This window comes from Pseudonocardia sp. Ae717_Ps2 (assembly GCF_001932475.1).
Classification (GTDB): domain Bacteria; phylum Actinomycetota; class Actinomycetes; order Mycobacteriales; family Pseudonocardiaceae; genus Pseudonocardia.
Genome location: NZ_MCIS01000001.1, coordinates 3,579,369 through 3,592,567, shown reverse-complemented (window position 1 = coordinate 3,592,567; position 13,199 = coordinate 3,579,369). Strand labels below are relative to the sequence as shown.

The 13,199-nt window shown below is 74.1% G+C and carries 11 protein-coding genes; 8 read left to right on the top strand and 3 right to left on the bottom strand.

Annotated features, from left to right (window positions below; genetic code table 11):
- Nucleotides 1-79: 79 nt before the first annotated feature.
- Complete coding sequence (gene panB / locus Ae717Ps2_RS16410; protein WP_075307105.1) at nt 80-934, bottom strand: 3-methyl-2-oxobutanoate hydroxymethyltransferase; 855 nt, start codon at nt 932-934, stop codon at nt 80-82.
- A gap of 177 nt (nt 935-1,111) precedes the next feature.
- On the opposite strand from panB, the gene Ae717Ps2_RS16405 reads away from it, so the two are divergent.
- From Ae717Ps2_RS16405 to Ae717Ps2_RS16395, 3 genes are all read left to right on the top strand, one after another.
- Entirely contained in the window at nt 1,112-2,740 is a 1,629-nt protein-coding gene (locus tag Ae717Ps2_RS16405; protein WP_233147587.1) for an alpha/beta hydrolase, read from the top strand.
- Between the two features lie 93 nt (nt 2,741-2,833).
- Nucleotides 2,834-4,177: a glutamine synthetase family protein gene (locus tag Ae717Ps2_RS16400; protein WP_075307103.1), complete on the top strand. Its 1,344-nt coding sequence runs from the start codon at nt 2,834-2,836 to the stop codon at nt 4,175-4,177.
- Nucleotides 4,174-4,662: a cupin domain-containing protein gene (locus Ae717Ps2_RS16395; RefSeq protein WP_020626665.1), complete on the top strand. Its 489-nt coding sequence runs from the start codon at nt 4,174-4,176 to the stop codon at nt 4,660-4,662. Before Ae717Ps2_RS16400 ends, Ae717Ps2_RS16395 begins: the two co-directional genes overlap by 4 nt.
- Here Ae717Ps2_RS16395 and Ae717Ps2_RS16390 read toward each other — a convergent pair whose 3' ends face one another.
- Nucleotides 4,663-5,877 (bottom strand): flavin-dependent oxidoreductase, encoded by a 1,215-nt coding sequence (locus tag Ae717Ps2_RS16390; RefSeq protein ID WP_075307101.1) that lies wholly within the window; start codon nt 5,875-5,877, stop codon nt 4,663-4,665.
- Between the two features lie 67 nt (nt 5,878-5,944).
- Between Ae717Ps2_RS16390 and Ae717Ps2_RS16385 the strand changes: the two genes are divergently transcribed.
- Nucleotides 5,945-8,980, top strand: coding sequence for a bifunctional [glutamine synthetase] adenylyltransferase/[glutamine synthetase]-adenylyl-L-tyrosine phosphorylase (locus Ae717Ps2_RS16385; protein ID WP_075307099.1), 3,036 nt, complete (start codon nt 5,945-5,947; stop codon nt 8,978-8,980).
- Here the strand turns inward: Ae717Ps2_RS16385 and Ae717Ps2_RS16380 are convergent.
- Nucleotides 8,959-9,927 (bottom strand): MerR family transcriptional regulator, encoded by a 969-nt coding sequence (locus Ae717Ps2_RS16380; protein WP_075307097.1) that lies wholly within the window; start codon nt 9,925-9,927, stop codon nt 8,959-8,961. The two genes, Ae717Ps2_RS16385 and Ae717Ps2_RS16380, sit on opposite strands and share 22 nt — an antisense overlap.
- A 38-nt stretch (nt 9,928-9,965) precedes the next feature.
- Between Ae717Ps2_RS16380 and Ae717Ps2_RS16375 the strand changes: the two genes are divergently transcribed.
- Genes Ae717Ps2_RS16375 through Ae717Ps2_RS16360 form a run of 4 tightly spaced genes read left to right on the top strand, consistent with a single transcriptional unit; the run spans nt 9,966 to nt 12,501 of the window.
- Nucleotides 9,966-10,859, top strand: a complete 894-nt coding sequence (locus Ae717Ps2_RS16375; RefSeq protein WP_075307095.1) for a TIGR03619 family F420-dependent LLM class oxidoreductase — start codon at nt 9,966-9,968, stop codon at nt 10,857-10,859.
- Between the two features lie 26 nt (nt 10,860-10,885).
- A complete protein-coding gene (locus Ae717Ps2_RS16370; RefSeq protein ID WP_226361971.1) occupies nt 10,886-11,599 on the top strand; it encodes a M50 family metallopeptidase in 714 nt (237 codons plus the stop codon).
- 12 nt (nt 11,600-11,611) lie between these two features.
- A complete protein-coding gene (locus tag Ae717Ps2_RS16365; protein ID WP_075307094.1) occupies nt 11,612-12,034 on the top strand; it encodes a nitroreductase/quinone reductase family protein in 423 nt (140 codons plus the stop codon).
- A 32-nt stretch (nt 12,035-12,066) separates the two neighbouring features.
- Complete coding sequence (locus Ae717Ps2_RS16360; protein WP_020626168.1) at nt 12,067-12,501, top strand: heme-binding protein; 435 nt, start codon at nt 12,067-12,069, stop codon at nt 12,499-12,501.
- The last annotated feature ends 698 nt before the right edge of the window (nt 12,502-13,199 follow it).

Below are 13,199 nucleotides of genomic sequence, written 5' to 3'. Positions count from 1 at the left end.
GGAGCGGGTCGGCGCGGACCGGAGCGGGTCGGCGGACCAGCGGGGCCCCGGCTGACGCGCGCCGGGGCCCCGGTCCGGCTCAGCGGTAGCTGTGCTCCTCGGCGGGGTACTCGCCGTGCGCCACGTCGGCGGCGAACGCGGCCGCCGCGTCGTGCAGCGCCGAGCCCAGCTCCGCGTACTTCTTGACGAAGCGCGGCACCTTCCCGCGGTTCATCCCGGCCATGTCCGACCAGACGAGCACCTGGGCGTCGCAGTCGGGTCCCGCGCCGATCCCGACGGTCGGGATGCGCAGCTCCCCGGTCACCCGCTTGGCGACGTCGGCGGGCACCATCTCCAGCACGACGGCGAACGCGCCCGCCTCCTGCACGGCCAGCGCGTCCTCGACGAGCCGGTCGGCGGCGTCGCCGCGGCCCTGGATGCGGAACCCGCCCAGCGCGTGCTCGCTCTGCGGGGTGAACCCGAGGTGGCCCATCACCGGCACACCGGACGCGGTGAGCGCCTCGACCTGCGGCGCGAACCGCGCACCGCCCTCGAGCTTGACCGCGTGCGCCCCGCCCTCCTTCATGAACCGGAACGCCGTCTCCTGCGCCTGCGCGGGGGAGATCTGGTAGCTCCCGAACGGCAGGTCGGCGACGACGAGCGCGCTGCGGGCGCCGCGCACCACGGCCCGGGTCAGCGGGATCAGGTCGTCGACCGTGACCGGGATGGTGTTGTCGTGGCCGAACACGTTGTTGCCCGCGGAGTCGCCGACGAGCAGCACCGGGATGCCGGCGTCGTCGAAGATCTCGGCGGAGTAGACGTCGTAGGCGGTCAGCATCGGCCAGCGCCGACCCTCCTGCTTCCACTGCAGCAGGTGGTGGACGCGGGTCCGCTTCGGCGGGGTCGCGGGCGCCCGGTACGGGGCCGCCACCTCTCCGCTCTCCTGTGTGCTCACCGGTGAGCTCCTTCCGTGCCTCGAGGCCCACGCTGGTCGTGGGTCCCCGGGTTCGCCGTCGATGGCGGACGCCAGGGTGGCAGCGCAGGGCCCGGACCGCCCCGTGGTGTGGGCACCCTCACCCGCGCCGTGACCCGCGACCGGTCACCGTCGGAGGTCGGTGGCATGCTCACGGTCATGCTCCCTCGGCTGTTGCGACCACGTGCCCACCGACCAGAGGCACCGGCCCCGGCCGGCCGGCGGATGCGCCCGGCCGCGCTCGCCGTGCTCGGCGCGGCGACCCTCGTCCTGGTCGGTGCGTGCGCCGACGCGGGCACCGGTGACCGGTCGCAGGCCGCGCAGAACCCGCCGGATCTCGCGCAGTTCTACGACCAGCAGCTGCAGTGGGGCCCCTGCAACGACTACGCCCCCACCGCGGCCGACGCGCAGACCTACGCCGACCCGCAGTTCGACTGCACCCGGGTGACCGTCCCGCAGGACTACGCGCAGCCCGGCGACGGGAAGACCATGCAGATCGCGCTGCTGCGCAAGAAGGCGACCGGCGCGAAGATCGGCTCGCTGTTCGCCGACCCGGGCGGCCCCGGCGCCTCGGGCACCTCGTTCGTCGCGCGCCAGGCCGCCACCTGGGCCACCAACGGCCTGGGCGACCGGTTCGACCTGGTCGGGTTCGACCCGCGCGGCACCGGAGCGAGCCAGCCGCGGATCCAGTGCCTCACCGACGCCGAGAACGACGAGGAGCGCACGAAGGTCTTCGCCGACCCCTCGCCCGCCGGGATCGCTGCCGCCGAGGCCGACAGCCGTCAGTTCGCCGAGCGCTGCACCCAGCGCACCGGCGCCGACGTGCTGGCCAACGTGGGCACCCGCGACGTCGCGAAGGACATGGACGTCATGCGCGCCGCCGTCGGCGACCAGAAGATGACCTACGCCGGCTTCTCCTACGGCACCGAGCTCGGCACCGCCTACGCCGAGGCGTTCCCGCAGAACGTCCGCGCGCTGCTGCTCGACGGCGCGATCGACCCCACGCAGTCGACCATCGACTCCGCGGTCAAGCAGAACGCCGGGTTCCAGCTCGCGTTCGACAACTTCGCCAAGGACTGCACCAGCCGCCCCGGCTGCCCGCTGGGCACCGACCCCGAGAAGGCGACCCAGGCGTTCCAGGCGATCATGCGCCCGTTGATCGACCGGCCCGCGCGGGTGGGCGACGGGCGCATCCTGAGCTTCGCCGACGCCCAGACCGGGGTCAGCCAGGCGCTGTACGTGTCCCAGCTGTGGCCGGCGCTGCAGCGGGGGATCTCGCAGGTCGCGAACGGCAACGGCGACCTGCTGATGCGCCTGGCCGACCTCTACTACGAGCGCGACGAGCAGGGCCGCTACTCCAACATGCTGCAGGCCTTCCAGGCGATCAGCTGTGTCAACCAGCCGGCGATCACGGAGCCGGCGCAGGCACTGGAGCTGGCGAAGCGGGCCGACGAGGCCGCACCGTTCCGCTCCACCGGCCGCGGCCCGGTCGGCGCCCGCGACGCCTGCGCGTTCTGGCCGGTCCCGCCCACCAGCGAGCCGCACACGCCGAAGGTCGACGGGCTCCCGCCGGTCGTCGTGGTGTCGGTCACCGGTGACCCGGCCACGCCGTACCAGGCCGGGGTGGACCTGGCGCAGCAGCTGAACGGCAGCCTGATCAAGGTCAACGGCAATCAGCACACCGCATCGCTGCAGGGTGACGCGTGCACCGACAAGCTCGCGATCGACTATCTGGTGAACCTCACGCTCCCGCCGCAGGGCGCGGAGTGCACGCTCGCGCCCAGCTGAGGGCCGTCGCCGGGGGTGTGCGGGCGACCACGACCGGGTCGGCCGCACACTTCCGAAACATCCGTGTAACACGGGCTTCCTAGGCTCCGCCGCATGGACCGCCAGCAGGAGTTCGTGCTCCGCACACTCGAGGAACGCGACATCCGTTTCGTCCGTCTCTGGTTCACGGACGTGCTCGGCTACCTCAAGTCGGTGGCGGTGGCCCCGGCCGAGCTGGAGGGCGCCTTCGCCGAGGGCATCGGCTTCGACGGCTCGGCCATCGAGGGTTTCGCGCGCGTCTACGAGTCCGACATGGTCGCCAAGCCCGACCCGTCGACGTTCCAGGTCCTGCCCTGGGAGACCGCCTCGGGTGAGCACTACTCGGCGCGGATGTTCTGCGACATCGCCATGCCCGACGGGTCGCCGTCCTGGGCCGACCCGCGCCACGTGCTGACCCGCGCGCTGAACAAGGCCGGCGAGGCCGGGTTCACCTGCTACGTGCACCCGGAGATCGAGTTCTACCTGCTCCGCGACCTGCCCGGCGACGGCAGCCGGCCCGTCCCGGCGGACTCCGGCGGCTACTTCGACCAGGCCAGCCACGACGTCGCCCCGCACTTCCGGCGCAACACCATCGAGACGCTGGAGTCGATGGGCATCTCGGTGGAGTTCTCCCACCACGAGGGCGGCCCCGGCCAGCAGGAGATCGACCTGCGCTACGCCGACGCGCTGACCATGGCCGACAACCTCATGACGTTCCGCTACGTCGTGAAGGAGGTCGCGCTCACCCAGGGCGTGCGGGCCTCGTTCATGCCCAAGCCGTTCTCCGAGCACCCCGGCTCGGCGATGCACACGCACTTCTCGCTCTTCGAGGGCGACCACAACGCCTTCCACGACCCGGACGACCCCTACGAGCTGTCCGCGACCGGCAAGGCGTTCGTCGCCGGGGTGCTCAAGCACGCCCGGGAGATCACCGCCGTCACCAACCAGTGGGTCAACTCCTACAAGCGCCTCATCACCGGTGGCGAGGCCCCGACCGCGGTGTCCTGGGGCCACGCGAACCGCTCCGCGCTGGTCCGGGTCCCGATGTACTCGCCGGGCAAGTCGTCGTCGCGCCGGGTGGAGGTCCGCACCCTGGACTCCGCGTGCAACCCCTACCTCGCCTACGCGGTCATCCTGGGCGCCGGCCTCACCGGCATCCAGAAGGGCTACGAGCTGCCCCCGCCCACCGAGGACGACGTGTGGGCCCTGACCGACACCGAGCGCCGGGCGCTGGGCTACGAGCTGCTGCCGCAGAACCTCACCGAGGCGCTCGACGTCATGGAGAAGAGCGAGCTCGTCGCCGAGTACCTCGGCGAGCACGTGTTCGACTTCTTCCTGCGCAACAAGCGGTCCGAGTGGGACGCCTACCGCCGGAACGTGACACCGCACGAGCTCGCCACGTACCTTCCGGTCCTGTGAGCGGCTTCGACGAAGAAGAGATCATCCTGGGCCCGCTGCCGAAGGGCATCACGCGGGCCGGCGAGGGCCAGTACAAGCGGGTGTGGAACGTGCTGGGCCACACCTACTGGGCGAAGGCGGTCAGCGAGACCAGCTTCGCCTTCGAGACCCTCGACCCGCCGGGCACCGGGGTGCCGCCGCACGTGCACACCACCCAGGACGAGCACATCCACGTCCTGGACGGGGTGTTCACGCTCTATCTGGACGGGCAGTGGGAGAAGGCCGGGCCGGGCGACACCGTCCTCATGCCCAGGGGTCTGCCGCACGCCTACTACAACAAGGAGCAGGGCGACGCGCGCGCCCTGTTCTGGGTGAGCCCGGCCGGCCGGCTGGCCCACCTGTTCGACCGGCTGCACGACCTGACCGACCCGGCCGAGGTCGTCCGGCAGTCGGCCCTGCACGACGTCGACTTCCTGCCCCCGGGCAGCGTCCCGGGCGCCGACTAGTCAGCGGGTGTTGCCCGACGCCCGGTGGTAGCCGGCGAAGATCTCCTCCAGCTCCCCGGGCGTGATCACCGCGTCGAGGTCGTCGAAGCCGTCGGGCGCGCGGCGCTCGACCTCGTCGATGACCCGCTCCGGGCCGCCCGCCCGGTTGCGGAGCACGACGTCGGCGGTCATCGGCAGCCGCTCGGCCTCGTAGGCGGCCAGCGCCGCCACCGGGTCGTCGCCCGCGGCCAGGTGCCGGGCGAGGGACTCGGCGTCGAGGATCGCCTGCCCGGCGCCGTTGGAGCCCATCGGGACCATCGGGTGCGCGGCGTCGCCGAGCAGCGTGACCCGGCCGTGCGACCAGCGCGGCAGCGGGTCGCGGTCGCACATCGGGAACTCGAAGATCTCCGGTGTCGCCGCGACCAGCGCGAGGTGGTCGACGTCGTCGAGGTGGAAGCGGCGGGCGTGGGCGAGGGTCTCGTCGCGGTCGGCGGGCCGTGACCAGTCCTGACGCTGGGGGGCGGGGTCGCCGTCGGCCCCGGTCGCGATGCACACCGCCCAGTTCGTGAGGACCGTCCCCGGGGCGCTTCCGGCGCCGACCGGGTAGACCACCAGCTTCGCCGCGTTCCCGCCCGCGACGACCATCGAGCGGCCCCCGCGGAACGCCGGCCAGTCGGTCGCGCCGCGCCACATCGACACCCCGTTCCAGTGCGGCGGTCCCTCGTCGGGGAACAGGCCCGCGCGCACCGCGGAGTGGATGCCGTCCGCGCCGACCAGCACGTCGCCGGTTACGGTGGGCAGCGCGTCGTCGGTGAACCGGACCAGGACGCCGTCCGCGGACCGCTCGACGCCGTCGACCCGGTGCCGGGTACGGATCGCGTCGGGCCCCAGCCGTGCGCGCACGGCGTCGGCGAGCATCCGGTGCACCCGGCCGCGGTGCCCGGCGACCTGCGGGAACGCGAACCCGGCCGCTACCCCGCAGGGCCTGCGCAGGATCGGCCGGCCGAGCCGGTGGGCGTAGGTGAGGTCGGTGGTCGCCACCCCGACCTCGGCCAGCTCCGCGGACAGGCCGAGCCCGTCGAGGACCCGCACGGCGTGCGGCAGCAGGTTGAACCCGACACCGAGCTCGCCCGCGCCGGAGCCCTGCTCGAGGACCGTGGACCTGATCCCGGCCCGCTCCAGCGCGAGGGCCGTGGTCAGTCCTCCGATACCCCCACCGACGATCAGGACGTGCATTCCCCGAGCCTGACCGCTGAGCGCCCCTGAGGGAAGGGCCGCCCGCAATGGGGCAGGATCACCGGTCATGGACCGTCGCACGGGGACCTCGCTGGCCCGGCTCGGCCTCACCGGTGAGGACGCGGCCACGACCCTGCGTGGTCTGGGCTGGTGGGCGACCGACGGACCGGTGCCCGGCTGCGAGGAGATCATGTGGGCGCTGGCCCGCAGCCCCGACCAGTCCCTCGCGCTGCGCGCGGTCGAGCGGCTGGCGCAGACCGCCCCGTGGCCCGCGATCGACCGGGCGCTGCGCACCGACCGGGGGCTGCGCGGGCGGCTGTTCGCGACCCTGGGATCGTCGACGGCGCTGGGCGACCACCTCGTCCGCCACCCGGACCGCTGGCCGCTGCTGGCCGACACCGCCGAGCGCGGGGACCCACCGCCGGACCTGGCCCGGCGCACCGCGAACCTGCTGCGCGCGGTCGGCGCCGACCCGGATGCGCCGACGCCGGGGACGGTCGGGGGAGCGCGGGCGTCGCTGACCGGGGCCGAGGCCGTCGCCGCGCTGCGTACGGCCTACCGCGACGAGCTGCTCGGCCTCGCCTCGGCCGACCTGGCCGCCGTCGGGGACCCGGAGCTGCCGGTGATGGAGGTCGACGACGTCGCGGCCCAGCTCGCCGACCTCGCCGAGGCCGCGCTGGCGGCGTCGCTGGCGGTGGCCGCGGCCGAGCAGGACCCGCCGGACGAGCTGCGTCTCGCGATCATCGGCATGGGCAAGTGCGGCGGCCGGGAGCTGAACTACGTCTCCGACGTCGACGTCGTGTTCGTCGCCGAGCCCGGCGGGGACCTCACCCCGGCCGCGACGAAGCTCGCGTCGCGGGTCATGCGCGTCGCGGGGGAGGCCTGCTTCGAGGTCGACGCGAACCTGCGCCCCGAGGGCCGTCAGGGTGCGCTGGTGCGGACCCTGGACGGGCACGTGTCCTACTACCGGCGGTGGGCCAAGACCTGGGAGTTCCAGGCGCTGCTGAAGGCCCGTCCGATCGCCGGGGACCCCGAGCTGGGCCGCTCCTACGTCGAGGCCCTCGACCCGATGGTGTGGCAGGCGTGCACCCGCGACGACTTCGTCGGCGAGGTGCAGGCCATGCGTGCCCGGGTCATCGAGAACATCCCCTCCGATCAGCGCGAACGCGAGCTGAAGCTCGGCCGCGGCGGGCTGCGCGACGTCGAGTTCGCCGTCCAGCTGCTGCAGCTGGTGCACGGCCGGACCGACGACACCCTGCACTCGGGCAACACCCTGGTCGCGCTGGCCGCCCTGTCCGAGCGCGGCTACGTCGGCCGCGACGATGGAGCCAACCTCGCCGCGTCCTACCGGTTCCTGCGCCTGCTGGAGCACCGGCTGCAGCTGCAGAAGCTGCGTCGCACCCACCTGCTCCCGGCCGTCGACGACACCGACGGGCTGCGCTGGCTCGCCCGGGCCGCGCGGATCCGCCCGGACGGGCGCCGCGACGTCGTCGGGGTGCTGGTCGACGAGTGGCAGCGCAACGCCCGCCGGGTGACCCGGCTGCACGAGAAGCTGTTCTACCGGCCGTTGCTGTCGGCGGTGTCCCGGCTGGCCGCCGACGGCGCCGACGCCGTGCTGACCCCGGAGGCGGCGAAGGCACGGATGAAGGCGCTGGGCTGGGCGTCGCCGGAGGGGGCGCTGGGGCACCTGCGGGCGCTCACCGGCGGGGTGTCGCGGGCCGCGTCGATCCAGCGCGCCCTGCTGCCGGTGCTGCTGGACTCGCTCTCGACCAGCCCCGACCCCGACCGCGGCCTGCTCGCATACCGGCGGGTCTCCGAGGCACTCGCCGACACCCCCTGGTACCTGCGGCTGCTGCGCGACGAGGGCGCGGTCGCGCAGCGCCTGATGACCCTGCTCGGCACCTCGGCGCTGGTCCCGGACCTGCTGGCCCGCGCTCCGGAGGTGCTGCGGATGCTCGCCATCTCCTCGGGGGTGCAGAGCCCGGAGCTGACCCGGGACCCGGCCGAGGTGTCGATGGCGCTGCGCACCACCGTGGCCCGGCAGGCCACACCGGAGATCGCGGTGGCGTCGGCGCGGTCCTACCGCCGGCACGAGATGCTGCGGGTCGCCTGCGCCGACCTGCTCGGCCTGCTGCCGGTCGACGCCGTCTGCGCGGCGCTGAACTCGGTGAACGAGGCGGTGCTGGCCGCGACCCTGGACGCGGTGCTCCGCGCCGAGACCGAGCGCCCGGCCGCCCTGGCGGTGATCGGGATGGGCCGTCTCGGCGGCGGGGAGTCGAGCTACGGCAGCGACGCCGACGTCATGTTCGTCTGCGCGCCCGCCGAGGGGGTCGACGACCACACCGCGGTGCGGTGGGCGACCCGCGTCGTCGAACGGGTGCGACGGCTGCTGGGCTCGCCGAGCCCGGACCCCGCGCTGCCGGTCGACGCGGACCTGCGCCCGGAGGGTCGCTCCGGGCCGATGGTGCGCACCCTGGCCTCCTACCGCGAGTACTACGCCCGCTGGGGCGAGGTGTGGGAGGCCCAGGCGCTGCTGCGGGCCCGGCCGATCGCGGGGGACCGGACGCTGGGCCGCGAGTTCACCGCGCTGGTCGACCCGATCCGTTACCCGGCGGACGGGCTGTCGGCGGCGTCGGTGTCGGAGATCCGGCGGATCAAGGCCAGGGTCGACGCCGAGCGGTTGCCCCGTGGCGCGGACCGCTCCACCCACACGAAGCTGGGCCTGGGCGGGCTCGCCGACGTCGAGTGGACGGTGCAGCTGCTGCAGCTCCAGCACGCGGGCGACGTCCCCGAGCTGCGCACCCCCTCGACGCTGGAGGGGCTGCACGAGGCCGCGGAGGCCGGTCTGATCGGCGCCGAGGACGCCGCCGAGCTGGAGGAGGGCTGGCGCACCGCCACCGCGGCCCGCAACGCGATCATGCTGGTGAAGGGCAAGCCCGGCGACCAGCTCCCGCGTTCGGGGCGTGAGCTGGCCGCCGTCGCCGTCGCGCTCGGGTACCCCGCCGGCGGCGACCCGGGGGAGTTCCTCGACGACTACAAGCGCGTCACCCGGCGGGCCCGCGCGGTCGTCGAGCGGGTGTTCTACGGCTGGTCCGAGGACTGACCGACCGGTGCGGCGCGCAGGGCGGCGGCGAACCACTCGAACGCCGGGATCGTCGGCTCCCGGGCCGGCGGCCACCCGTTGAGGACACCGAGCAGCGTCCAGTAGCGCTCGACGCGGCGGTCGGCGAACAGGTCGACCGTGTCCGCCCAGGCGGCCCGGTCGACCACCGAGAGCCCGGCGACGCCGGGGATCCGCTCCAGCGCCGCGGCCGCCGCGGGTGAGGCCGGGTCGACCCCCGCGGCGAGCGCGCCGCCGGCGTGTTCGGCCACCGCGACCGGGTCGGCCTGCCGCTCGCGGTGCTCGGAGACGGTGGCGCCGGCGACGGCCATCTCCCGGCAGCGGGCCCGGAAGCCCGGGTCGCCGACGAGCTCGGCCAGCTCCACCCAGGCCCCGACCTGCTCGGGGGTCGGGTCGTCGGGCAGCTCGGCCGGCATCGACCGCATCGCGGTGGCGATGCCCGCGCCGGGCGCGCCGGCGTCGATGCCGGCGAAGGCCTCGTTCACGAAGTCGTCGATCAGGTGCTGCCGCTGGGCCGCGGACAGCCGGGCGAGGTCGTTCATCAGGGTCACGCTCCGTTCGTCGGGTGGGGTGTCGCCGTCTCCGGTGCGGGCCAGCAACGTGCACACCGCGCGTTGCGCCCGCAGCTCCCGGATCCGGTCGTCCAGGGCCCGGACGTGTGCCGCCGCGATCTCGCCGACCCCCCGTCGGCGGGACAGCACGGCGCGCACGTCGTCCAGGCCCAGCCCGAGCTCGCGCAGGGTGCGGACGAGGTCGAGCCGTGCGACCGCGGCCGGTCCGTAGACCCGGTGGCCCGCGCCGTTGCGGTCGGCGGGGACGAGTCCCTCGTCGGACCAGAAGCGGAGCGTGCGCACGGGAACCTCGCTGCGCCGGGCGAGCTGCCCGATCGTCAGCGTGACAAGGTGGTCATCGGTACGTGGTGCGGTCACGGGGTACAGCCTCGGGGGTTCCAGCGACTGGAGGTCAAGTGCGAATCGGATTCGGGATCCCGCAGTTCGGTGCGGCCGCTGCCCACGTGGACGGGACCATGCGGTTCGCCGCGGGCGCCGAGGAGCGCGGCGCGGCGAGCCTGTGGGCCGGCGACCGGCTGCTGGTGGCCGTCGACCCGACGGTCGGCTACGGCGGCGGGCCCGGCGGCCCGGGCAGCGTGCCCGAGCAGTTCACCGCCGCGCACGACCCGCTGGCGCTGCTGACCGCTGCGGCCGCGGTCACCGCGCGGGTCCAGCTCGGTACCAGCACGCTCAACGCACCCTGGTACCCGGCGGCGCTGCTGGCCCGGCAGGCGACGACGATCGACAACCTGTCCGGCGGCCGGCTGCTGCTGGGTCTCGGCACCGGCTGGTCACCCGAGGAGTACGACGCCGTGGGTGTCCCGATGCGCGAGCGCGGCGCCCGGCTCGACGAGACTCTCGACCTGTTCGACGCCTGGTGGCACGACGACCCGGTGGAGTTCACCGGCCGCTTCGCGAGCGTCGCACCGTCGCACGTGCACGCCAGGCCGCGGCACGTGCCGGTCTACCTCGCCGGGTTCAGCCCCCGGGCGCGGCGGCGGATCGCCGAACGGGCCGACGGGTTCCTGCCGGTCGTCACCTCCGACGTCACCGACCTCGACGCCGCGGTCTCGGCGCCCTGGGCGGACCTGCGCGCCGCCGCGGCCGCGGCGGGCCGCCCCGCCGACGCGGTCGGCGCGGTGCTGCGGGTGAACCCGAAGCCGGGGGAGACCGCCGCCGACGCGGCCGCGCTGGTGCGCCGGGTCGGCACCGACACCGACGTCGACCACGCCTTCGTCGACCTCATGTACCTGGCCGAGGACACCGACTCGGCGCTGGCGGCGGTCGAGGAGATCCTCGGCGCGGTCTGACCGGACCCCGCTGGTTCACTGGGGCCGTGGCAGACCTGGACGTGATCACCCGCGGGTACGAGCTCGTCGCGGCCCGGCCGGCGTCGCTGCTGGCCGCGCTGCTGGCACTGGTGGTCGTCGCGTGGCGGCCGACCTGGCGGCTGACGCGCACCGCGGTGACGATCGCCCACGAGGGCGGGCACGCGCTCGTCGCGGTGCTGGTCGGGCGTGGTCTGGCCGGGATCCGGCTGCACGCCGACTCCTCCGGGGTCACGCACTCCACCGGCGCCGGGCGTGGGCCCGGCGTGGTCGCGATGTTCTTCGCCGGGTACGTCTTCCCTCCGTTGCTCGGCCTCGGCGGCGCGGTCCTGGTCGCCGCCGACGCCGCGCAGGCGATGCTGTGGATCGCCGTGGTGCTGCTCGCGGCGACGCTGCTGCAGATCCGCAACCTCTACGGCGGGCTGGCCGTCGTCGCCACCGGGGCGGTGCTCGTGCTCGTCGCGCTACGCGCCCCGGCCGACCTGCGCACCGGGTTCGCCGCCGCGCTGACCTGGTTCCTGCTGTTCGGTGGGGTGAAGGCCTGCCTGGAGCTGCGCCGGGGTCGTCGCGGGGGCAGGCTGCGGCACTCCGACGCCGACCGCCTCGCCGAGCTCACCCCGCTCGGCGGCGGGGCGTGGGCGGCACTGTTCGTCCTCCTCGCGGTCGCCGCCACGCTCGCCGCGTGCTGGGTCGTGTTCGCCCCCGGCGGGGCACCGGCCTGACAGCATGGGGTCATGGCAGAGGACTTCAACACCAGGGTGATCCGCGAGTTCCGCGAGAACGACGGCCGGGTCGGGGAGCCGTTCACCGGGCTCCCGATGATCCTGCTCCACCACATCGGCGCGAAGAGCGGCACCGAGCGCATCGCGCCGCTGCGCTGGTTCGCCGACGGCGACCGATGGGTCGTCGTCGCCTCCGCGGCGGGCGCACCGCAGCACCCCGCGTGGTTCCACAACCTGCTCGCCCACCCCGACGTGACCGCCGAGATCGCCGACGGTCACGGCGCGGTCGAGACCGTCCAGGTGCACGCGGCCGAGCTCGACGACGCCGACCGCGACCGCGTCTGGACGTGGATCAAGGAGAACAACGGCGGCTTCGCCGACTACGAGCAGAAGACCGACCGCAGGATCCCGCTGGTCGGCCTCACCCGGCGCTGACCGCCGCCCGTGGTGATGGCAGGGTTCCCGGCATGACCATCTCCCTCGAGCAGGCCCAGACCATCACCGCCGCTGCCCTGGCCCACGGCACCGAGCAGGGCTTCAACCCGCTCACGGTCGCCGTGCTCGACCCGGGCGGCGCGATCGTCGCGCTGGCCCGCCAGGACGGCTCGGGTTTCCTGCGTCCCGACCTCGCCGTCGGCAAGGCCAGCGGGGTGCTCGCCCTCGGCATGACCAACCGCGCGATCGCCGCCCGCGCCGCGGACTCCCCGGAGTTCTTCACCTCGGTGGCGAACCTCGCCGGCGGCAAGATCCTCTCCGTGCCCGGCGGTGTCTTCGTCAAGGATGCCGACGGCACGCTGCTGGGTGCCGTCGGCGTGACCGGTGACGCCTCGCTGAACGACGAGGCGGCCGCCGTCGCGGGGATCGAGGCCGCCGGTCTGGTCGCGGTCACCGGCGCCGAGTAGTCCCCGCGGGTTGTTCCCACGAGTCCCTCTATGTGCCGCGCCCCCGGGCGACGAGGTCAACCCGGGGACGCGGAGGGGACACGATCCTGCCGCCGAGGAAGGATCGTGCACGTGCGTGGTCGCCCCGGAGGGCACGGAGCGAGGCTGCGGTGCGCGCGTGGCCGGTGCCGTTCCTTGGACACCCGGTCGATGTCATCGAACGGAGTGGGTGGGCCGGTGTGGCCCGCACTCCGTGTGACCTGGAACACGGTAGGTCTGAGTCAAGCATCCGAGTTCCACTCCTGTCAACGAGTCCGCGGACGCGGTCGGTGAGAGGATCGCTGCACCGATTCCGCGTTTGGGATGCTCCGAGCGGCCCTGACCACGAGCGGGTGTCGCCGGCCCGGTCGTGCCGGTCGCGTGACGCGTGCGCATCGGGGAGGACCCCGACCGTGGGAACTCCGGCACCTGATGGTGGGGCAGGGGTGTTCCGCGATGTTCCCGTGACCGTCGGTGGTTAGCGTCGTCGACGTCCTACACGACATCGGGAACTGCGTGGTGGCGACGGGTGTACACCGGCGGCACCGGGCGTCTCCACGGTGCCGTTCGGAGCGGGCCGACGTCCTGTCGTCGCCTGATCGCATCCGAACGGTGACCACCGGGGACGTTTCGCCACGACCCCCACGGGTCACTCGATGCCGACCGGTCAGATTCGGTTC

What these genes read in the sequence shown, in the direction of transcription:
- Ae717Ps2_RS16405 (WP_233147587.1), top strand. Translation starts at nt 1,112, where the DNA reads ATGCTCCCTCGGCTGTTGCGACCACGTGCCCACCGACCAGAGGCACCG.
- Ae717Ps2_RS16400 (WP_075307103.1), top strand. Translation starts at nt 2,834, where the DNA reads ATGGACCGCCAGCAGGAGTTCGTGCTCCGCACACTCGAGGAACGCGAC.
- Ae717Ps2_RS16390 (WP_075307101.1), bottom strand. Translation starts at nt 5,877, where the DNA reads ATGCACGTCCTGATCGTCGGTGGGGGTATCGGAGGACTGACCACGGCC.
- Ae717Ps2_RS16385 (WP_075307099.1), top strand. Translation starts at nt 5,945, where the DNA reads ATGGACCGTCGCACGGGGACCTCGCTGGCCCGGCTCGGCCTCACCGGT.
- Ae717Ps2_RS16365 (WP_075307094.1), top strand. Translation starts at nt 11,612, where the DNA reads ATGGCAGAGGACTTCAACACCAGGGTGATCCGCGAGTTCCGCGAGAAC.
- Ae717Ps2_RS16360 (WP_020626168.1), top strand. Translation starts at nt 12,067, where the DNA reads ATGACCATCTCCCTCGAGCAGGCCCAGACCATCACCGCCGCTGCCCTG.